Annotated in this window: 18 protein-coding genes; 9 read left to right on the top strand and 9 right to left on the bottom strand. The window is 68.1% G+C overall.

The genetic code is table 11. The features are described 5' to 3' along the window. Window positions 1-5: 5 nt before the first annotated feature. Window positions 6-965, bottom strand: a complete 960-nt coding sequence (locus ACTG4X_RS06600) for a LysR family transcriptional regulator (RefSeq protein WP_097200131.1) — start codon at window positions 963-965, stop codon at window positions 6-8. 117 nt (window positions 966-1082) lie between these two features. On the opposite strand from ACTG4X_RS06600, the gene glyA reads away from it, so the two are divergent. Continuing rightward, window positions 1083-2405, top strand: a complete 1323-nt coding sequence (glyA, locus tag ACTG4X_RS06605; RefSeq protein ID WP_440533490.1) for a serine hydroxymethyltransferase — start codon at window positions 1083-1085, stop codon at window positions 2403-2405. A 1-nt stretch (window position 2406) separates the two neighbouring features. Here glyA and ruvC read toward each other — a convergent pair whose 3' ends face one another. Continuing rightward, on the bottom strand, window positions 2407-2955 hold the full coding sequence (ruvC, locus tag ACTG4X_RS06610; protein ID WP_440533491.1) for a crossover junction endodeoxyribonuclease RuvC: 549 nt from the start codon (window positions 2953-2955) through the stop codon (window positions 2407-2409). A gap of 150 nt (window positions 2956-3105) precedes the next feature. Between ruvC and ACTG4X_RS06615 the strand changes: the two genes are divergently transcribed. Beyond that, entirely contained in the window at window positions 3106-5169 is a 2064-nt protein-coding gene (locus ACTG4X_RS06615) for a tetratricopeptide repeat protein (RefSeq protein ID WP_097200130.1), read from the top strand. 6 nt (window positions 5170-5175) lie between these two features. Here ACTG4X_RS06615 and ACTG4X_RS06620 read toward each other — a convergent pair whose 3' ends face one another. Both ACTG4X_RS06620 and ACTG4X_RS06625 read right to left on the bottom strand, forming a co-directional pair. Further along, window positions 5176-6165 carry a phosphatidate cytidylyltransferase gene (locus tag ACTG4X_RS06620; protein ID WP_093078616.1) on the bottom strand — a complete coding sequence of 330 codons (990 nt, stop codon included), beginning with the start codon at window positions 6163-6165 and terminating at the stop codon, window positions 5176-5178. A 4-nt stretch (window positions 6166-6169) separates the two neighbouring features. Then, window positions 6170-7048, bottom strand: a complete 879-nt coding sequence (locus ACTG4X_RS06625; RefSeq protein ID WP_097200129.1) for a lysophospholipid acyltransferase family protein — start codon at window positions 7046-7048, stop codon at window positions 6170-6172. A 9-nt stretch (window positions 7049-7057) separates the two neighbouring features. Between ACTG4X_RS06625 and ACTG4X_RS06630 the strand changes: the two genes are divergently transcribed. Further along, window positions 7058-7477 carry a DUF2809 domain-containing protein gene (locus ACTG4X_RS06630; protein WP_093056389.1) on the top strand — a complete coding sequence of 140 codons (420 nt, stop codon included), beginning with the start codon at window positions 7058-7060 and terminating at the stop codon, window positions 7475-7477. Here ACTG4X_RS06630 and mtgA read toward each other — a convergent pair. The 5 genes from mtgA to ACTG4X_RS06655 are packed head-to-tail and all read right to left on the bottom strand — an operon-like array spanning window position 7443 to window position 12673. Further along, the gene (mtgA, locus tag ACTG4X_RS06635; protein WP_097200128.1) at window positions 7443-8186 is read right to left on the bottom strand and encodes a monofunctional biosynthetic peptidoglycan transglycosylase; all 744 of its coding nucleotides are present in this window, start codon (window positions 8184-8186) and stop codon (window positions 7443-7445) included. The genes ACTG4X_RS06630 and mtgA overlap by 35 nt on opposite strands. Then, entirely contained in the window at window positions 8183-9031 is an 849-nt protein-coding gene (aroE, locus tag ACTG4X_RS06640; protein WP_097200127.1) for a shikimate dehydrogenase, read from the bottom strand. Before aroE ends, mtgA begins: the two co-directional genes overlap by 4 nt. A 30-nt stretch (window positions 9032-9061) precedes the next feature. Then, window positions 9062-9916 carry an energy transducer TonB gene (locus ACTG4X_RS06645; RefSeq protein ID WP_093056238.1) on the bottom strand — a complete coding sequence of 285 codons (855 nt, stop codon included), beginning with the start codon at window positions 9914-9916 and terminating at the stop codon, window positions 9062-9064. A 49-nt stretch (window positions 9917-9965) separates the two neighbouring features. Further along, the gene (locus tag ACTG4X_RS06650; protein ID WP_097200126.1) at window positions 9966-12032 is read right to left on the bottom strand and encodes a ribonuclease catalytic domain-containing protein; all 2067 of its coding nucleotides are present in this window, start codon (window positions 12030-12032) and stop codon (window positions 9966-9968) included. 47 nt (window positions 12033-12079) lie between these two features. Next, window positions 12080-12673, bottom strand: coding sequence for a YqiA/YcfP family alpha/beta fold hydrolase (locus ACTG4X_RS06655; protein WP_093056235.1), 594 nt, complete (start codon window positions 12671-12673; stop codon window positions 12080-12082). A gap of 385 nt (window positions 12674-13058) precedes the next feature. On the opposite strand from ACTG4X_RS06655, the gene ACTG4X_RS06660 reads away from it, so the two are divergent. The 6 genes from ACTG4X_RS06660 to ACTG4X_RS06685 all read left to right on the top strand — a co-directional run bounded on the left by ACTG4X_RS06660 (window position 13059) and on the right by ACTG4X_RS06685 (window position 20304). Continuing rightward, window positions 13059-13805, top strand: a complete 747-nt coding sequence (locus ACTG4X_RS06660) for a response regulator transcription factor (RefSeq protein ID WP_093056233.1) — start codon at window positions 13059-13061, stop codon at window positions 13803-13805. A 6-nt stretch (window positions 13806-13811) separates the two neighbouring features. After that, window positions 13812-15662, top strand: coding sequence for a sensor histidine kinase (locus tag ACTG4X_RS06665; RefSeq protein ID WP_440533492.1), 1851 nt, complete (start codon window positions 13812-13814; stop codon window positions 15660-15662). Between the two features lie 32 nt (window positions 15663-15694). After that, on the top strand, window positions 15695-16849 hold the full coding sequence (gene rodA / locus ACTG4X_RS06670; protein ID WP_093056229.1) for a rod shape-determining protein RodA: 1155 nt from the start codon (window positions 15695-15697) through the stop codon (window positions 16847-16849). A gap of 58 nt (window positions 16850-16907) precedes the next feature. Then, window positions 16908-18368: a metalloprotease TldD gene (tldD, locus tag ACTG4X_RS06675; protein WP_097200124.1), complete on the top strand. Its 1461-nt coding sequence runs from the start codon at window positions 16908-16910 to the stop codon at window positions 18366-18368. A 42-nt stretch (window positions 18369-18410) separates the two neighbouring features. After that, window positions 18411-18950, top strand: coding sequence for a hypothetical protein (locus ACTG4X_RS06680; protein ID WP_093056225.1), 540 nt, complete (start codon window positions 18411-18413; stop codon window positions 18948-18950). A 235-nt stretch (window positions 18951-19185) separates the two neighbouring features. Continuing rightward, on the top strand, window positions 19186-20304 hold the full coding sequence (locus ACTG4X_RS06685) for a 3-deoxy-7-phosphoheptulonate synthase (RefSeq protein ID WP_093173032.1): 1119 nt from the start codon (window positions 19186-19188) through the stop codon (window positions 20302-20304). The last annotated feature ends 3 nt before the right edge of the window (window positions 20305-20307 follow it).

Consider the following 20307-nt stretch of genomic DNA (forward strand, 5'->3'; position numbering starts at 1 on the left):
GCTGCTCAGGCTGCGGCGAGTGCCTGCAGGGCCTGCACTTGCTGTGCGAGCAGCGGCCCCTTGCGGTGCGCAGGCACCAGCAGCATGACCGTGTCTCCCAGTGCCTTCGGCCGTCCCCAAGGCGCATGCAGCTTGCCTTGCGCAAGCAATGGCGCAACGAGCCGCTCACGGCCCATCAACACGCCTTCGCCATCGAGCGCGGCCTGCAGCGCGAGGCTGTAGAGCGAGAAGTCCGGCCCGGCAGCCATCGCTTCGGCTTCGGCTGCCGTGAAGCCGGGGCGAACAGCCTGCAGCCAACGCGGCCAATCGTCGCGCCACACGGTGTCGTGCAAACCGCCGCAGCGCGCGAGCAGATCCGCCATGTCATCGAGCGAGCGAGGACGCCCGCTGGGCAACGGCTGCTGCAGGCGCGGGCTGCACACCGGCAGCAGCCGGTCGCGCACGAGCGGAATCGCCTGCGCACCGACGGCAGCCTCGATGTGCTCACCGGCCCGCGCATAGAACAAGCCGAGATCGAAAGGCTCGCGGCGGAAGTTCGGCGGCTGCTCCAACGCGGTGACGGACACCTGCACGCCGGGCAGCGCGGCCTTCAGCCGCGAGAGCCGTGGCGACAGCCACAGCTGCGCCATGGCCGGCAGGGCGGCCACCTGCAGCGTGCTGCGGCGTGCGGCGGTCTGCGTCTCGTGGCGCAGCGCCTGCACTGCCAGGCCGAGCTGGTCGACGGCCGCACTGAGCGCCGGCAGCGCGCGCCGCCCGTGTGCGCTGAGGCGGATGCCCTGGCTGTGCCGCTCGAACAGCGCGCCGCCGGCCCATGTCTCCAGCGTCTTGATCTGCTGTGCGACGGCGGCCGGCGTGACGAAGAGTTCTTCGGCTGCGCGCGCGAAGCTGCCGTGGCGCGCAGCTGCCTCGAAGGCGCGCACGGCCGTGTGCGGCGGCAGGCGGGGGCGGGGCGGTGCGAGCGGCATCGGAGCAATCCTTCAGGCCAAGTTTTTCTAGGGCTCAGGCCCAGATTATCCGGTTTGCCCGTCCGGCGGCGGCAGGCGACGATGCGGCCATTCACCACTTCCAGCGAGATCCACCGCATGCCAGCCGCCCTGCAACGTCGCCCCTGGGTTCCCGCCGCCAGCGAAGACCACGTGCTCTCCATTGCCGCCGATGCCGCTGCGCGCGACGCGGTGGGCGTCGCCGCCGAGATCGAACGGCTGGTGGCCGACAACCACCGCATCCACGATGTCGAGGGACTGAACCTCAACCCCGCCACCAACGTGATGAACCCGGCCGCCGAAGCGCTGCTGTCGCGCGGGCTCGGCTCGCGCCCGTCGCTCGGCTATCCCGGCGACAAGTACGAGATGGGGCTGGAAGCCATCGAGCGCATCGAGGTCGTCGCGGCCGAGCTCGCAGCCGAGGTGTTCGGCGCGAGGTTCGCCGAAGTGCGCGTGAGCTCCGGCGCGCTGTCGAATCTCTACGTGTTCATGGCGACCTGCCAGCCCGGCGACACGATCATCGTGCCGCCGCCCAGCATCGGTGGCCACGTCACGCACCATGCGGCGGGCGCGGCCGGGCTCTATGGCCTGAAGCCTGTCTCCGCGCCGGTGGATGCCGACGGCTACACGGTCGATGTGGTTGCGCTGGCGAAGCTGGCGCGCGAGGTGAAGCCCAAGCTCATCACCATCGGCGGCAGCCTGAACCTGTTCCCGCACCCGGTGCCCGCGATCCGCGAGATCGCCGACAGCGTGGGCGCGAAGCTGCTGTTCGATGCTGCGCACCTCTCGGGCATGGTGGCCGGCAAGGCGTGGCCGCAGCCGCTCGAGCAGGGCGCGCATGCGATCACCATGAGCACCTACAAGAGCCTGGGCGGCCCGGCCGGCGGGCTGATCGTGTCGAACGACGCGGCGCTGATGGAGCGCATCGACGCCATCGCCTACCCCGGCCTCACGGCCAACTCGGATGCGGGCCGCACCGCCGCGCTGGCCCGCGGGCTGCTCGACTGGAAGGTGCATGGCGTTGCCTATGCGGCCGCGATGCGCGAGACCGCGCAGGCCCTGGCGCGTGCGCTCGATGCGCAAGGCCTGCCCGTGTTCGCGAAGGCGCGCGGCTTCACGCAGTCGCATCAGCTCGCGGCCGAAGCGGCGCACTGGGGCGGCGGGCAGCGTGCGGCGAAGAAGCTCGCGCAGGGCGGCCTGCTGGCCTGCGGCATCGGCCTGCCGATCGCACCCGTGGACGGCGACATCAACGGCCTGCGGCTCGGCGTGCCGGAGATCGTGCGCCTGGGCTTCACGCCCGACGACATGCCGCAGCTGGCCGATTGGATCGCGCGAGCTTTGGCAGGCGATGCGGCCACCGTCGCCGCTGAAGTGCGAGAGCGCCGCAAGCGCCTCGGCGAACTGCGCTACATCGTGCGCTGAGTCAGCGCGAGCGCCCTTGCCGGTAGGTGCCGGCATGCGTCTTCGACAGTTCGGCCGCTTCAGCGAGCCGCGCTATCGACCGCCCCACCTGCGCATGCGTGATGGCAATGCCCAGCGCATCCGCCGCGTCGGCGCCCGGCAAGCCTGGCAGCTCGAGCAGCCGCCGCACCATCTCCTGCACCTGCGCCTTGGCGGCCTGGCCGTGGCCGGCCACCGCCTTCTTCATCTGCAGCGCGGTGTACTCGGCCACCGAGAGGTTGTTGCTCACCAGCGCGGTCACGCAGGCGCCGCGTGCCTGTCCCAGCAGCAGCGTCGACTGCGGGTTGACGTTGACGAAGATGATTTCGACCGCCGACGCATCGGGCTGGTAGCGCGCGGTGATCTCCGCGATGCCGTCGAACAGCACCTTCAGGCGCGCCGGCAGGTTGCCGGTGCCCAGGTGCCGGGTACTGATGGTGCCGCTGGCCACGTAGCGCAGCGCATGGCCGTCCGCGTCGACCACGCCGAAGCCGGTGGTCTGCAAGCCGGGGTCGATGCCAAGAATGCGCATGAAAGGAAGCGAAAAGGCTTACGCCAGTGCAAAGAGGAGAGAGAAGGGACCGAACTATCGCTCGAAAGCAGTGCTATCGCGGGCAGAATCCGTGCCGATTCGTACAGTCTGCCCCGCTTTCCGCAGGGCGCGCCACACAAGGAAGCGAATGTGAATGTAGTCGAGTCCTCCGCGCAGCGGCAACTGGACGAGGCGCAAGCCTTGATCGAACGCCTGCAGCAGCACCCCGCCGAGCGCGCGGCCGCGAGCTTCCGCCGCATCGAACTGCTCAACGACCTGGGCCGCCGCAACGAGGCACTGGCCGCCTGTACCCGTCTGCTCGACGAGTACGCAGCCAGGCCCGACGTCGGCGTGGTCGTGCCCTGCTGCCAGGCGCTGCGCCTGCTGGCGCACATGCTGCGCCAGATGCATCGCCCCGCCGACGCGCTCGCCACCCTCGACCGCCTGATCGCCGCGCACGGCCAGCGCAGCGAGCCTGCGATCCGCGAGCACATCGCCCATGCGCTGTATCAGCGCACCTGGTGGATCGACGAGCCCGAGGCGCGCTGCGAAGCCTGCGATGCCATGAGCGATCTGCTCGACAGCCAGCCCGATGCCGCGCTCGACGCGTGGCGCGTGGAGGCCCGGCTGCTCAAGGCCGAGATCGAACACCATCGCGGCCTGCCGCAAGACGCGCTCGCCACGCTGGAAGCAGTGATCGAGCGCTTCGACGGCAGCACCGACCCCGGCGTGGTGCTGCGCGTGGCGCGTGCGCGCCTGGCCTCGGTGCTGAACCTGCGCGAACTGGCGCAGCACGCGCAGGCCCAGGTGATGTGCCTGGCCGTGGCCGACCAGATCGAGGCCGGCCTTGCCGACGCGGCGCCCGAGCTGCGCATCGAAGGCGTGCGGGCGCTGACGCTGTTCTTCGACGGCTTCGGCATCGACGAGCACGCGAACCGCGCCGAGCTGGTCGGCTGGCTGCTCGACCGCTACGGCCGCGACGAGTCGTCGCAGGTGCGCCGCATGGCCGTGCGCCGTGCCTACGACTGGTCGGTGGGGTTGCGCGAGCAGGACGACGGAGAGGCTGCGCTGGCCGCCTGCGAGCGGCTGCTCGCCACCTTCGGTGCGGACACCGACGCCGGCGTGCAGCGCACCGTGGCGAGCGCACTGCTCAACAAGGGCTTCGTGCTGCTCGAACGGCTCAACCGGCCCGAGGAAGCGCTCGCGGTGTACGAGCAACTCGCGAAGCAGCTGAAGGACACGCCCACGCCCGAGCTGCAGGACACCCTGTCCAAGGCCAACGCTGGCCGCCAGGCCTGCCTGAAGCGGTTGCGCAAGGCCGATACGGAGCTGCCGCCCGAGCTGCGCGACGAGGTACGCGACAAGGTCAAACAGGGCCGCAAGCACGGCGATGCGGGCGAGTCGCGCGAGGCGATCGCACTGTTCGACGAAGTGCTGGCCGCGTATTCCGCATCGCCCCACCCGGAGCTGCGCCGCCAGTGCGCGCGGGCGCTCGTCCACAAGGCCTTCTGCCTGGTCGCGCTGGACCGCTTTGCCGAAGTGATGGCCGCCGCCGACGCGATGGACGCGCGCTACGGCGCCGACCCATCGACGGAGATGCAGGAGACGGTCGCGCTGTGCCTGCAGTACAAGAGCACCGCGCTCGACCGCCTCGGCCTGCACGACGACGAGATGCGGGTGCACGACGAGATCGTCGCGCGCTGGGGCAACTCCGAGCTGCCGGACCTGCGCGGGCGGGTGGTCGGCGCGCTGTTTCGCAAGGGCGCCACGCTGCGCCAGACCGGCCAGCTCAAGGCGGCCGTGGCCTGCTACGACGAGGCCATCGCGCGCACCACCGGCGCGAGGGAAGGCACGCTGCAGCTGTGGGCCGCCAAGTCGATGATCAACAAGGCCAAGGCGCTCGACAAGCTCGGCGATCCCGTGGGGCAGGCCAAGGCTTATCGCGCGCTCATTGCGCGCTTCGGCGATACAGGCGATGCCGCGCTGCGCGAACGCGTCGCCAATGCCTGCGAATGGCTGGCCGAGGCCGAGGGCCGGCAGGGGCGCGTGGAGGCGCAGCGCGCGGCGCTCGAAGCCGCGCTGGGCCGTTTCGGCACGGCGTTGTCGGCCGAGCAGCGCACGCGGCTGACGCGCGAGCTGCAGGCGCTGAAGGCCAAGGCCTTCGGGCGCGCGGCGAAGCAGGCCTTCGACCGCGTGGTGCGCCGCAAGGCCTGATGAGGCTCAGGCGTTGAAGTACCAGCGGATGGAGTGAAAGAAGATGGGGGCGGCGAAGCACAGTGCGTCGACCCGGTCGAGCAGGCCATTGGCTCCTGTCACGCCGACGCCCTTCTGGCCCCAGTTCGGAATGCCCCGGTCGCGCTTGAGCGCCTTCATCACCAGGTGCCCCATCGACCCCGCGATGCAGGCAATGACCGACACCGCGAGCGCCTGCCCGAACTTGAACGGCGTGATGAACGAGAACAGCGCGCCCACCAGGCTCGCCACCACGATGCCGATGCCCCAGCTGGTCCAGTTGAAGCTGCGGCTCACGTTGGGCGCGAAGGGCGCGCGCTGGGTGCGACGCGAGATCAGGTGCTGCACCAGCACCGAGGTCTGCACCACGAACACCAGGAAGAACACGAGGAACGCGCTCTTGCCCTCGTAGCCCGGAAAGCTCAGCAGCAGCAGCGCCGGCACGTGGCTCATGCCGTAGACGCAGACCATGATGCCCCACTGCAGCTTGGCGTTGCGCTCCAGGAAGTGGCTCGGGTCGTTGGCTAGCGCGCTCGCCACCGGTATCGCGAGGAACACGTACACCGGGATGAACACGGTGAACAGGTCGAAGCGCGCCGTGGCCACCAGCCAGAACTGGATCGGCAGCACCACGAAGAAGGCGAGGATCAGGCTGCGGTGGTCGCCGCGCCGCGTGGGCGAGAGCGTGATGAACTCGCGCAGCGCGAAGAAGGAGATCAGCGCGAACAGCACCGTGGCCACGGTTTCGCCCAGCGCCCAGCCGATCCAGAAAATGATGACCATGAACCAGGTGGTGCCCAGCAGCGCGCGAAAGTGCGCGAGCTCGGCCTGCCAGGTGGCGTCGTGCACGGGGTTGCGCTTTTCCCTGAAGCTCAGGAAGAAGGCGGTGGTGCTCACGATCACGAGCACGCCGAAGATGATGAGGAAGAGCGCCGCGACTTGCTGGGTCGGGGTGAGGTTGCGCAGGAACTGGTTCATGTCGTCAGACGTCGCGCAAGGCGATCACGGCGGCGCGCGCCCGGTCGAGGAAGGGCCGGCGTTCTTCGTCTTCTTCGACGCGGATCGGCGCGCCGAAGGTGACGGAGCAGAGGATGGGCACCGGCACGATCTCGCCCTTGGGCATCACGCGCTGCACGTTGTCGATCCATGCCGGCACCAGCACCACGTCGGGGAACATGGTGGCGAGCGTGTAGAGGCCCGACTTGAACTTCTGCGGCTCGCCCGTGTGGCCGCGCGTGCCTTCGGGGAAGATGATGATGGAGTCGCCGCTGCGCAAGGCTTCGACGAGGGGGGCGAGTGGATCGACGGCTGGGGCCGGTGCAGCGACCGGGACTTCTTCGGGCGCCGCGGGCGGTGGCGGCTCTGGAGGAGGAGGCGGTGGCGGAGCGGGCGGCTCGGGAAGGTCGAGCCGGCCCTGCGCTTCGGGCGCGGTCTCTGCGGGTGGTGCCGGCGGCGTCAAGGGCAGCAGAGGTTCCATCGAGGGCTCGATGCGCTCGGCAGGCATCGGCGGGCGTTGCGGTGGCAGGGCTTCGGCCATCACGGGTGCGGGTACAGGAGGTGCCGCCGCTGCAGCAGGCGCCGACGCCTGTCGCTCCACGTACACCGCGTTGAACACCTCCGTCGTGATCCAGCGCTTGACCGGCGTGTTGGCCCAGTAGTCACGCGCCGCGATGGGCCGCGTGATGCTGCGCAACTCTTCGGGCAGCGCCGCCCAGATCATCACGAGGTCGGCGTGGCTCTGGTGATTGGCGAAATAGATGCGCTGCTCGGCTTTCGGCGGACAGCCATACCAGCGCGCCTGCGCGCCAGTGAGCAACCGGACGATTCCCAACAACAACCAACCCGTGAGCTTTGCCAGCATATGGGCGCGATGATACGGGCCATGCGATGGCGTTTCGATCCTCTTTCACTCGTGTGGGCGGTGGCCCTGTTTCTCGTTCTCGTGCTGCTGGCCACCGTCGGCGCGCGCTGGGGCTGGCTGCGCAGCTTCTTCGGCGACGTGCTGGCCGTGGTGTGGGTCTACTTCGTCTTCAGGACGGTGATCGGCGCGCGCGTGCTGCCGTTGGCGTTGGCTGCGCTGGGCGTGGGCCTCGCGGTCGAGCTCGGGCAGTACCTTGCGGCGGCGTGGCACTTGCACATTCCGAACCGCGCCTTGCGCATCGTGCTCGGCAGCACGGCCGACTGGTGGGACGTGCTGGCCTACGTGATCGGCTTTGCTGCCGTGCTGGCCATCGAGGGCCTGCGCGATGCGGTCGTCAGGGCAGCTCGGCCGCAGGCATCCGCGCCATGACCGTCGACGCCCGCCCGCTCAGGTAGGGCGAGCCGATCCGGCGCTCGAAGAACTTGGGGCTGGGCAGCATCACCGCCAGGCGCGCGGCCTCGTTGGTACCAAGGCGCGAGGCCGGCTTGCGGAAGTAGTACTGCGAGGCCGCCTCGGCACCAAACACGCCTTCGCCCCACTCGACGTTGTTGAGATAGATCTCGAGGATGCGCCGCTTGTCGAGCAGCACTTCGAGCAGCGTGGCAAGCACCAGCTCCTGGCCCTTGCGCAGCAAGGTGCGCTCGCCGGACAGCAGCAGGTTCTTCGCAAGCTGCTGCGTGATGGTGGAGCCGCCGCGCAGGCGCACCGGCTGTACCGGCTTGCCGCGCGCCACCGCGCGCGCTGCGCGCTTGGCGGCGAGTTCTTCGGCCCTGGCGTTGCGTTGGCGTGCTCGCTCGATGGCTTCCCACTCCACGCCGTTGTGGTCGACGAAGCCGGCGTCCTCGCTCGCGATGACGGCGCGCTTGAGCGTGTCGTTGATCTGCGCGTAGGGCACCCACTCCTGCCGCCAGCCGGCTCCGCTGCCCTGATGAATGGCGATCTGAAAAGCCTCGGAGCGCTGGAACGCGGTGCTCTGCGGATCGAGCACGGTCATCGCCGCGATGCGCACCACGAAGAACAACTCGAGTGCCACGCCCGCCACCACGAGGCAGGCGATCAGGCGCAGCACTGCCTTCATTTCAGCTCGGCTCGAACTTCAGCCAGCACTTGCGCGGAAGGAGGCCGCACGCCGCGCCAGATTTCGAAGGACTCGGCAGCCTGCTCGACCAGCATGCCGAGTCCGTCGCGCGCGACCGCGCCATGCGCCTCGGCCCAGGCCATGAAGCCCGCCGCCGCAGGGCCGTACATCATGTCGACCGCGAGTCCGCCGGCGCGCAGCACGCGGGCCTTCACGGGCACTGCATCGCCCGCGAGACTGGAGGCGGTGGCGTTGACCACCACGTCGAAGGCGCCCGGCACTTCGTCGAGCGCCCAGGCTTCGAGCGACGCGCCGTGGCGCAGCGCAATGGCCGCATGGCGGCGAACCAGCTCGACGGCCTTGCCCACGGTGCGATTGGCCACCACGACTCGCGAAGCGCCCGCGTCGAGCAGCGGGCCGAGCACGCCGGCCGCCGCACCGCCCGCGCCGATCAGCAGCAGCGCCTTGCCTTGCAGCGGCACGGCCGCGTTGCGAACGATGTCGTTGACCAGGCCGATGCCGTCGGTGTTGTCCGCATGGATGCTGCCGTCGGCGTCGAAGCGCAGCGTGTTGACCGCCTGCGCGAGCAGGGCGCGTTCGCTGGTGTGCTGCGCGAGCGCAGCGGCTTCGAACTTGAAGGGCACGGTGATGTTGCAGCCGCGCGCGGTGTCGCCGCGTTCGGCGGCTTCGCTGCGAAAGGCCGCAATGCCTTCGGCAAACGCGCCGAGCGGAATCAGCCGCCGGCCGTAGTCCATCTGCTGGCCGCAGAGCTCGGCAAAACGCGCGTGGATGCGCGGCGAGCGGCTGTGCTCGACGGGGTTGCCCATGACGCAGTACAGGTCCATGGCGTCTGCCTTCTTTTGTTGCGTCTGCTTCTACTGCGAGGAGAGTTCGACCGACCCGTCGTGCGCGAACCGGAAGTGCGGCCGGATCACGATCTGGTCGGCGTGCTCCTTGCGCATCGCGTCGGTGAAGGTGCCGAAGTTGCCGACGCTGGCAACGATGGCCTGGGCGCGCTTGTCCAGCAGCGCAATGCCCGAGCTTTCATCGACCACCGTCGAGAGCAGGCGGCCGTCGAAGTTGACCGTGATGGTCATCGTCAGCTCGCCGTAGAGCTTCTTGCCGGCGAGCGTCGGAAAGTTGGCAGTGCCCTGCGCTTCCACCCGGCGGCGCAGCGAATCGACGTAGGTGGCGAAGGCCGCTTCGCGCGTGAAGGGGCTCAGGAAGCGCTTCTTCGGGCGTGCGTTTTCTTCGTTCACGCGCCGCTCGATCTCGGCCAGCAGATTGATCATCTGGCGGCGCTTTTCTTCCTGCGCCGTGGCCTCGGTCGGGTCCCCGGGGTTGCGCGGGTCGGGCGCGGGCATTGCGGCGAGGTCGCGCTTGAGCTGGGTGAGCATCTGCATCTGCTCGGTCTGCATCGCGTCGACCTTGCGCTGCGCATCTTCGAACGAATCGCCGACGGTGGTGAAGCTCGACGGTGGCAGCGGGCTGGTTGCGCGGCCCTTGTCGAGGTCGCCGCCGCCTGCAAGCGAGGTCTGGGCCCGCAGCCGGGCGCTGGGGTCGGGCTTGTCGTTGGTCTTGCTGTTGACCAGGATCACTTCGAGCGGTGTGTCGCTGAAGACCTTGTTGAACGATTCGGGATCGACGAAGCGCACCGCGAGCAGTGCGGCATGCGCAATGACCGACACGCCCAGTGCAATCTGCAGCGTGCTGAGGTCCTTGAAGTTCATTCTCGAAACTCCTCCAGGGGCCGCATTTCTTCGGACGATCCGCCGAAATTCATGCGGGTGTGTTTTCGGGCGCAGCAGCCTCGCTGTCGCTCAGGTCGACGGCAATGGCGATCGGGCCTGCGACCACTTCTTCTTCGTCGCCCTCATCGCTTTCGTCCGCGAGGGCCGCATCGGTCTTCGGCGTGTCGAGGCGTTCGAGCACCGTGCCGCTCACGTCGAGCGCGATCTCATCGATCTCGCCGAGCTTCACGCGCAGGCGGGCGCCGCGTTCCTGCTGGCCGGCCACGGGGAATACCAGCGGCAGCGTTTCGGCCCGCACCAGCGCGCCGTTCGGCAGGTCTTTGATGACGGTGGCTTCGAGCTCGGTGATGCCCTGCTGCTGCAGGTACTTCAGCGTCCAGAAGCGTTCCATGCCGCCCTGGTAGGCGTTGTACGTGGCATAGGCCGCGTCGAAGCCAGAGAGGATCGAGAACAGGTCGGCGTCCTTCGGCTTGAAGGGCGCGGCCAGCGCGGCGGTCTTGCCGTGGCGCGCGGCCGCGATGATCTGCCACTGGTTCACGAGGTCGGTGTAGCGGCGCAGCGGCGAGGTGCTCCAGGCGTAGCTCTTCACGCCAAGGCCCGCGTGCGGCAGTGCGCGCGTGCCCATGCGCACCTTGATGCCGGGCGCGAGGCTGGCCTGGCTGCGGTAGAGCCCGGGCACGCCCAGCTCGCCGAGCCAGCCCCCCCAGCTGCTGTTGGCCAGGATCATCGCTTCGGACACGATCAGGTCGAGCGGCGCGCCGCGCTGGCGCGTGCTGATCTGCACCTGCTCGCTGCCGGTGGGCTCGCCCTCGTTGCCGACGAGGCGGAAGTTGTAGTCGGGCCGGTTGAAGTTCTCGGGCTTGCCGCGCACCACTTCGCGCTGCGCCTTCAGCTGCTTGGCAAGGCGGAACAGGAACGAGAGCGGGGCGCGCAGGCTGGCGGCGGCTGCGGGCGTGTTGTCGCTCTGGAAGGACGCGTCTTCGAGCCATGGCTGCGTGACGACGGTGTCGAGCTGGTCGTGGCGCAGGTTGGCCACGATGGGCACGCGTTCCAGCTTCGTTTCGGTGCCTTGCAGCTCCAGCGTGGCTTCGTCGAAGCGCGCGTACAGCGACACGGCCGGCCGGTCGCCGCCTTCGAGCAGCGTGTAGGTGTTGACCACCTCGTCGGGCAGCATCGTGATCTTGTAGCCCGGCATGTAGACCGTCGACATGCGCGCACGCGCCACGTTGTCGATGGCGCTGCCCGGCGTGAGCGCCAGGGCCGGCGCGGCGATGTGGATGCCGACGGTGACGGTGCCGGTGCCGAGGCCCTGCACGGAGAGGGCGTCGTCGATCTCGGTGGTCTGCGAATCGTCGATCGAGAAGGCCTGCACCTCGGAGGCCACGGGCAGGTCGTCCACGATGGCGGGCGCCGCGAGCGCGGGGAAGCCGGTGCCCTTGGGGAAGTTCTCGAACAGGAAGCGCCGCCAGTGGAACTGGTAGGGCGAGTCGATGGCGCCGGCGCGCTCCAGCAGGTCGAGCGGCGGACGCTGCGTGGCGCGCGCGGCGTCGACCACGGCCTTGTATTCGGGGGCGTTCTTGTCGGGGCGGAACAGGATCTTGTAGAGCTGCTCGCGCACGGGCGCGGGGCAAATGCCCTCGGCCAGCTGCGCGGCCCACTCGGCGATCTGCGCCTGGATGACCTTCTTCTTCTCGATGGCGGCCAGCGCCTGCTGCACGATCTCGGCCGGTGCCTTCTTGAAGCGCCCCTTGCCCGCGCGGCGGAAGTAGTGCGGCGCCTCGAACAGCGCGAACAGGGCTGCGGCCTGCTGGGCGAGCGAGGGCTTTTCGCTGAAATATTCGGCGGCCAGCTCGGCAAAGGCGAATTCGCCCTCGGGCGCGAACTCCCAGGCGAGGTCGAGATCGAGGGCGGCGGCGAGCGAGCGCGCCTCGGCGATCAGATCGGCGGGCGACGGCTTCTCGAAACGCAGCACGATGTTGGCGCCCTTGACCTTGACGCGCTTGCCGGTTTCGAGCTCGACTTGTGCCGATGCTTCGGCCTCCGACAGCACGCGGCCGCCGAGGTACTTGCCGGCTTCTTCAAACAATACAAACATGGCGCGGATTGTCCCATGCAGGATGGGCCCGCTCGGCCCGGCTGTGCTCAGACCGGGTTGATGAAGGCCATCACGTCGTCCAGGTGGGCCTTTTCGAAATCCGACAGGGCGTGGTCGCTGCCCTCGAGCAGCTTGATGTTGCTGTCGGGGTAGCGCGCGGACATTTCGTGCCAGTCGAGCGCCTCGTCGCCCTTGGCGATGATCGCGAACACGCGTTCGGGCCGCGTGAGCGGGCCGACTTCCATCGCACGAAGCTCGTGGATGTATTCGGGACGGAAGTAGAAATGCTCGGCGGGGTCGTGCCAGACGGTCTGGTCGCCGATGTAGCGCGTGAGGTCGCGCGCGGGATGCACGGCCGGGTTGAGCAGCACCGCGCGGCAACGCGTCATGCCGGCCACGTAGGTGGCGTAGTAGCCGCCGAGCGACGAGCCCACCACCGCCATCGACTTGCGCGGCCAGTGCGCGATGCCCTTCATCACCATGTCGATGGCATCGTGCGGCGACGGTGGCAATTGCGGGCACCACCACTGCAGATTCGGATGCTGCCGCGCCACGCGCTCCGCGACGATCCGGGCCTTGGTCGAACGAGGCGAAGAACGGAAACCGTGCAGGTAAAGCAGGTGTGTGGTTTGCGGATCCATGCGAGGAAAAGACGGGAGGTGCGGGCGTCGCACCTCGCTTGCCGGGAACGGGTAATTCTGCATGAGGTCTGTTCTCGCGAGGCCGCTTCCAACATACAAAAAACCCGCCGGACGAGGTTCTTCGGTAAGGCCATAGCTTACTGAGAGCCCGAGGCGCGCCGGCATTTCGCGTGCCCCGGTTCGGGGTGTGCCGTGCGTCGGGAATTCAAAAGTACTAAGGCCTTGACCACTGCGGCATGAATGGCCTACGTTCGGGTTACTTAATTTGCATGGGAAGGGGGATATGCCCTGCAAAAAAGCGGCGAAAGTTTCGCGGCGATGCTTCATCGTGGGCATCCCATGAACGGGGGAGGCGTGTATGGATTCCCGGTGCGCGCCGGGGCTTATGCTCATGCCCATGAACACTGAGGCTCAGGACGACGCGACGCTACGCCGCTGGGGTGTGCTGGTCGTCGAAGACGATAGCCGCGCGCGTGCCTTTTTCGAGGCCAGCGTGCAGCGCAGCCCGCGCCTTTTCTGGCTCGGCAGTGCGGGCACGGTGCAGGAAGCGCTGGGTTGGCTGTCCCGCACCACCACCATTCCCGACGTGCTTCTGGTCGATCTCGGCATGCCCGACGGCACCGGGCTCGACGTGATCCGCGACGCCGTTGCGCGCTTTCCAGGCTGCGAGCCGCTGGTAGTGTCTGTTTTCGGCGACGAAGAGAACGTGCTCGCCAGCATCGAGGCGGGTGCCGTGGGCTACATCCACAAGGACGCCGCGCCGGAGGACATCGCGCAGACCATCGTGGAGATGAAGGCCGGTGCCTCGCCGATCTCGCCCATGATCGCGCGGCGCGTGCTCGCGAAGTACCGCAGCCTGCAATCGGCGGCCGTTCCCGGCGCGCCGCCGGGTGCTGCGCCCGAAGCAGCCGCGGACGAATCCGACCGCGGCCTGCTGTCGGCTCGCGAACACGAGGTGCTGACGCTGATCGCGCGTGGCTTTTCGTACGCGGAGATCGCGCGGCTCAAGGGCCTGAGCGTGCACACCGTGCAGACCCACATCAAGAATCTCTACGGAAAGCTCGCCGTGCATTCCAAGAGCGAGGCCGTTTTCGAAGCGACGCGGCTCGGCCTGTTGTCTCATCCGGGCTGAGCACAGATGCGACCAAAATGGGCGTCGCTGCTGATGCTATGGCTGGCGATGCTCTTCGCGGGTATTGCCGGAGCCTCCAGCGCGGCCACGGCCGCGTCCGAGGCGCCGATCGAACTGCGCCAGGGCACCGTGACGACCACGGTCGGCGGCGTCACGCGCACCGAGCCGGTCGAGCTGTCCTACCACTGGGACCGCCAGCACAACGGCCGCCCGGGCATGGCGAGCTTCGACCTGCCGTTCACGCTCGAGGCCGAGCCCGAGACGCCTTGGGGCATTTTCATTCCGCGCGTCGGCAACGTCTTCGAGGTGCAGTTGAACGACGCGCTGCTGCAGGTCTACGGCGACCTGGACCGCAGCAACGACGCCGACTACGCCAAGGCGCCCATCTACGTGCCGGTGCCCGGGCGCCTGCTGCGAAAGGGTGACAACCTCCTGCAGATCCGCCTGCACGCCGACACCGCCCGGCGCGCGGGGCTGTCTCAAGTGGTCATCGGGCCGGCCGCGCCGGTTCGCACCGAACTCTTCGAGAGCGCCTATGCATGGCGCTTCACCGGCTCGGTGCTGCTGATGGCGTTCAGCCTGATCGTCGGCGGCATCGCGCTGGCGCTGTGGCTGACGCAGGTCGACGCCGATGCCAAGGGCGCCCAGCGGCGCGACGGCATCTACTTCTGGGCCGCGCTGGCGGAGTTCTGCTGGGCGGTGCGGGTGGCCGACGGCGTCATCGCCGAGCCGCCCCTGTCCTGGGGGCCATGGGGCGTGCTGATGGCCGCCTGCTATGCGGGCTGGGCTGCCTCTTCCATGATGTTCGTCTACCACCTCGCGGGGTGGGGGCGCGACCGCCGCTACCAGTGGGTGCGCTGGCCTATTGCGGGCATCGTGGTCGCTACGGTGCTGTTCAGCGCGCTGTCGCTGCAGCGCGAGGAGCCGATGTGGCTCACCGGCTGGCTTGCCGTCCAGATCGTGTTCGTCCTGGCCTTCGTCAGCGCCTTCGCCGTCGACACCCTGCGCAAACCGAGCGCCGAGCGTTTGCTGGTGGCCGGCGCCGCTCTGGTGACAGTGATGTTCGGCGTGCGCGACTGGCTGGTGATCCGCCTCAGCGATGCCTATGGCGAGACCACCTGGGTGCGCTATTCGTCGGTGTTCTTCGGCGTGGCGCTGCTGCTGATCGTGCTGCGGCGCTTTCGTGCGGCGAGCGTGCTGGCGCGCGGATCGGTCGCGGCCCTGGCCGAGCGGGTGGCCCAGCGCGAACGCGAGCTGGCGGCCACGTATGCCGAACTCGAGGCCGCGGCGCGCGACCAGGCGCGCACCCACGAGCGCGAACGCATCCTGCGCGAAATGCACGACGGCATGGGCTCGCACATCACTTCGGCGATCCGGCAGCTGCAGTCGGGCCAGACCAGCTCGGGCGACCTGCTGCGCACGCTGCGCGATTCGCTGGACCAGCTCAAGCTGCAGATCGATTCGATCCACCTGCCGCCGGGCGACGTGGGTGCGCTGCTGGCGGCGGCGCGCTACCGGCTGGAACCCCGCCTGGCGTCTTCGGGCATCGAGTTCGAATGGGCGGTGGACGAGGTGGAGCCGGTAGAGCGGCTCGGCGCGCAAGGCATGCGGCAGTTGCAGTTCCTGCTGTTCGAGGCGATCTCCAACGTGCTGCAGCACGCCCAGGCCACAGTGTTGCGATTCGAGGCCGGGATGCAGGGCACGACGGTGCAACTGCGGGTGATCGACAACGGCAAGGGCTTCGACGCCGTGAAGCATCGGCCGCGGTCGCTGGCGGAGCGCTCGGGGGCCATCGGGGCCCGGCTGACGGTTGAAAGCCGACCTGGACGCACGGTCGTTCAACTCGAATTCGATTGAGGTCGCAGGCAGGGCGGGGATAATCCGCCCCCATGTCTGCCGTGTTCAATCAGCCCTCCCTGGCGCGTCGCATTGCGCCCATCTTCCAGGGCTTCGACGGCTTTCTGGCCTTCGCCGTGCTGCTGCTCGCGTTCGCCGGGCTGCTGACCATGTATTCCTCGGGCTACGACCATGGCTCGCGCTTCGTCGACCATGGCCGCAACATGCTGCTGGCCGGTTTCATCATGTTCGTGGTGGCGCAGGTGCCGCCGCAGCGGCTGATGCTGGCCGCCGTGCCGCTTTACACGATGGGCGTGGCGCTGCTGGTGGCGGTGGCGCTGTTCGGCATCACCAAGAAGGGCGCACAGCGCTGGATCAACGTGGGCGTGGTGATCCAGCCCAGCGAAATCCTGAAGATCGCGATGCCGCTGATGCTGGCCTGGTGGTTCCAGCGACGAGAAGGCCAGTTGCGGCCGCTCGACTTCGTGGTGGCGACGGTGCTGCTGGCGGTGCCGGTCGGGCTCATCATGAAACAGCCCGACCTGGGCACCTCGCTGCTGGTGCTGGCCGCCGGGCTGGCGGTGATCTTCTTTGCCGGGCTGCCGTGGAAGCTGATCGTGCCGCCGGTGCTGATCGGCGCGGTGGCCGTGACGCTGATCGTGGGTTTCGAGTCGAGGCTGTGCGCCGACGGGGTCGACTGGCGGGTGCTGCACGACTATCAGAAGCAGCGCGTGTGCACGCTGCTCGACCCGAGCAAAGACCCGCTGGGCAAGGGCTTCCACATCATCCAGGGGATGATCGCCATCGGTTCGGGCGGGGTGGGCGGCAAGGGCTTCATGCAGGGTACGCAGACGCACCTCGAATTCATTCCCGAGCGGACCACCGACTTCATCTTTGCCGCCTATTCCGAGGAATTCGGGCTGATGGGCAACCTGGCGCTGATTTCGGCCTTCATCCTGCTGATCTTCCGGGGACTGGTGATCGCGACCAATGCGGCAACCTTGTTCTCGCGCCTGCTGGCGGGGGCGGTCACCATGATTTTCTTCACCTATGCCTTCGTGAACATGGGCATGGTGAGCGGCATCCTGCCGGTCGTGGGGGTGCCGCTGCCGTTCATCAGCTATGGCGGCACGGCCATGGTGACGCTGGGGCTGGGGCTGGGGATCCTGATGTCGATCGCCCGGGCAAGGAAGCTGGCGCAGAACTAGTAGCGCCCGAGTGCCCTTTGGGGCAGCGCGGAAGAGGGCGGCTGCCTAGAATGTCGCGATGATCTCTCGCGAACCCACCATCGAGCGCCTCGCCACGGCGCAACAGCTCCTTCTCACGCCGTTCGGCCTCGACGAATCGCACCTGAGCAAGGCCTTGGCCGAGATCACCGCGCACCGGGTGGACGACGCCGACCTGTACTTCCAGTACACGCGCAGCGAGGGCTGGAGCCTCGAAGAGGGCATCGTCAAGACCGGCAGCTTCAGCATCGACCAGGGCGTCGGCGTGCGCGCGGTCAGTGGCGAGAAGACCGCTTTTGCCTATTCGGACGACATTTCCGAGGCCTCGCTACTCGACGCGGCGCGCACGGTGCGCTCCATTTCCTCCGCAGGCCGCATGGGCCGCGTGAAGACGCCGGCCCGCAAGATCGCATCGAGCCGCTCGCTCTACGACGGCATCGACCCCATTTCCACACTCGACAGCACCACCAAGGTGAAGCTGCTCGAAAAGGTCGAAAAGCTGGCCCGCTCGCGCGATCCGCGCGTGGCGCAGGTCATGGCGGGCCTGGCGAGCGAGTACGACGTGGTGCTCGTGGCACGTGCCGACGGCACGCTGGCCGCCGACGTGCGTCCGCTGGTGCGCCTGTCGGTCACCGTGATCGCCGAGCAGAATGGCCGCCGCGAAATCGGCTCCGGCGGCGGTGGCGGGCGTTTCGGCCTGGCCTATTTCACCGACGAGCAGATCGCCGAGTACGTCGACCATGCCGTGAAGGCCGCCCTGACCAACCTCGACGCACGCCCGGCACCGGCCGGCGAAATGACCGTGGTGCTCGGCTCCGGCTGGCCCGGCATCCTGCTGCACGAAGCCATCGGCCACGGCCTCGAGGGCGACTTCAACCGCAAGGGCTCGAGCGCGTTCTCGGGCCGCATCGGCCAGCGCGTGGCGGCCAAGGGCGTCACGGTGCTCGACGACGGCACCATCGCCGACCGCCGCGGCTCGCTCAACGTCGACGACGAGGGCAACGCCAGCCAGCGCAACGTGCTGATCGAGGACGGCATCCTCAAGGGCTACATCCAGGACGCGCTCAATGCGCGCCTCATGAAGGTCAAGCCCACCGGCAACGGCCGCCGCGAAAGCTACGCCCACGTGCCGATGCCGCGCATGACCAACACCTACATGCTCGGCGGCGACAAGGACCCGAAGGAAATCGTCGCGAGCATCAAGAAGGGCCTGTACGCCACCAACTTCGGCGGCGGGCAGGTCGACATCACGAGCGGCAAGTTCGTGTTTTCCGCCAGCGAGGCCTACTGGGTCGAGAACGGCAAGATCCAGTACCCGGTGAAGGGCGCGACCATCGTGGGCAACGGCCCCGACGCACTCACCCGTGTGACCATGATCGGCAACGACATGGCGCTCGACTCGGGCGTCGGCACCTGCGGCAAGGAAGGCCAGAGCGTGCCCGTGGGCGTCGGCCAGCCGACGTTGCGCATCGATGGTTTGACCGTAGGCGGTACGGCCTGAGGGCTTGTTAAGCTGCGCTCCTTTCACAACAAGGAGCGTTCGATGAGGATCAGGATCAATTCGTCCGCGGCTCTGTGGGCCGTGACTGCCGTGGTGGTGCTGGCAAGCGCAGGTTGCGCGTCGCGCGGCGGTTCCGGCGGCAGCCAGCCCGCGGCTGCGCCGGCACCCGCAGCCGCCCCCGCGGCACCGGCGCGCGGCGGCGCGAAAGCCGGCATGGATGCCCAGGGCAACGTGGTCGACTCGTCGAAGGTCGAAGCCGGCAGCGGCCGCACCGTCAAGGGCCTGAACGGCTACGAAGGCGAGATCACCGGCAACCCGGCGCGCAACAGCAAGTTCGCGCGCCTGCAGATCGGCATGAGCGCCAGGCAGGTCACCGACCTCGCGGGGCCGCCGACCGATCAGGGCGCGTACGTGACGGGCAAGGCCTTCATTCCGTTCTATTTCGGCAGCGACCGCCATCGTTTCGAGATGACCTACAAGGGCCAGGGCCGCCTCATCTTCGCGGGCGGCGGCATGGGCGAATACACCAGCGGCAACCTGATCTGGATCATCCACAACGCCAACGAGTCGGGCTACCGGTAAACAACACCGCACCCGGCCGCTTGACCGGGTTTTTGCTTTCCGTGCTACATTTCGCGCACATGTCCGCCCTCCGCGCTTATTTCTTTGCCTACTTTTGGTTCCCGGTTTCCGGCGGACGAGAGGCGAGCGCGTAAAGCAAACGAACACCCTCCCAAAACCGCCGGTGCCCTGAGCCCCGGCGGTTTTTTTTTGCCCCTGCGATATCCACTCAAACCCGACAGACAAGGAAGCAACCATGAGCACGAACACAGCCCCCGCCAGCGACAGCTGGTATGCGAGCGTCGAAAAAACCAGCAAGACCGACGACGAACGCATCAAGGACATCAACGTGCTGCCCCCTCCCGAACATCTGATCCGCTTTTTCCCGATCCGCGGCACGCCTGTCGAAACCCTGATCGAAGGCACGCGCCGCAACATCCACAACATCATGGCCGGCAAGGACGACCGGCTGCTGGTGATCATGGGTCCCTGCTCGATCCACGACCCGGCTGCCGCGCTCGAATATGCCCGCCGCCTCAAGGTCGAGCGCGAGAAATACGCCGGCACGCTGGAAATCGTGATGCGCGTGTACTTCGAGAAGCCGCGCACGACTGTCGGCTGGAAGGGGCTCATCAACGATCCGTACCTCGACGAAAGCTTCCGCATCGACGAAGGCCTGCGCATCGCGCGCCAGCTGCTGATCGACATCAACCGCATCGGCCTGCCGGCGGGCAGCGAATTCCTCGACGTGATTTCGCCGCAGTACATCGGCGACCTGATCTCCTGGGGCGCCATCGGCGCGCGCACCACCGAAAGCCAGGTGCACCGCGAGCTGGCCTCGGGCCTGTCGGCGCCCATCGGCTTCAAGAACGGCACCGACGGCAACATCCGCATCGCCACCGACGCCATCCAGGCGGCGGCGCGCGGCCATCACTTCCTGTCGGTGCACAAGAATGGCCAGGTCGCGATCGTGCAGACCAACGGCAACCGCGACTGCCACGTGATCCTGCGCGGCGGCAAGGCGCCGAACTACGACGCCGCCAGCGTCGAAGCCGCCTGCAAGGACCTCGAGGCCGCCAAGCTGCCGCCCACGCTGATGGTCGATTGCAGCCATGCCAACAGCTCCAAGCAGCACCAGAAGCAGATCGAGGTGGCGAAGGACATCGCCGCGCAGATCGCCGGCGGCTCGAACCGCGTGTTCGGCGTGATGGTCGAAAGCCACCTGCAGCCGGGCGCCCAGAAGTTCACGCCGGGCAAGGACCAGCTGTCGGGCCTCGAATACGGCAAGAGCATCACCGACGCCTGCCTGGGATGGGACGATTCGGTACAGGTGCTCGACACGCTCTCGAAGGCGGTCAAGCAGCGCCGGGGCTGAAGC

The organism is Variovorax sp. YR566 (genome assembly GCF_051992195.1).
Lineage (GTDB): Bacteria > Pseudomonadota > Gammaproteobacteria > Burkholderiales > Burkholderiaceae_C > Variovorax.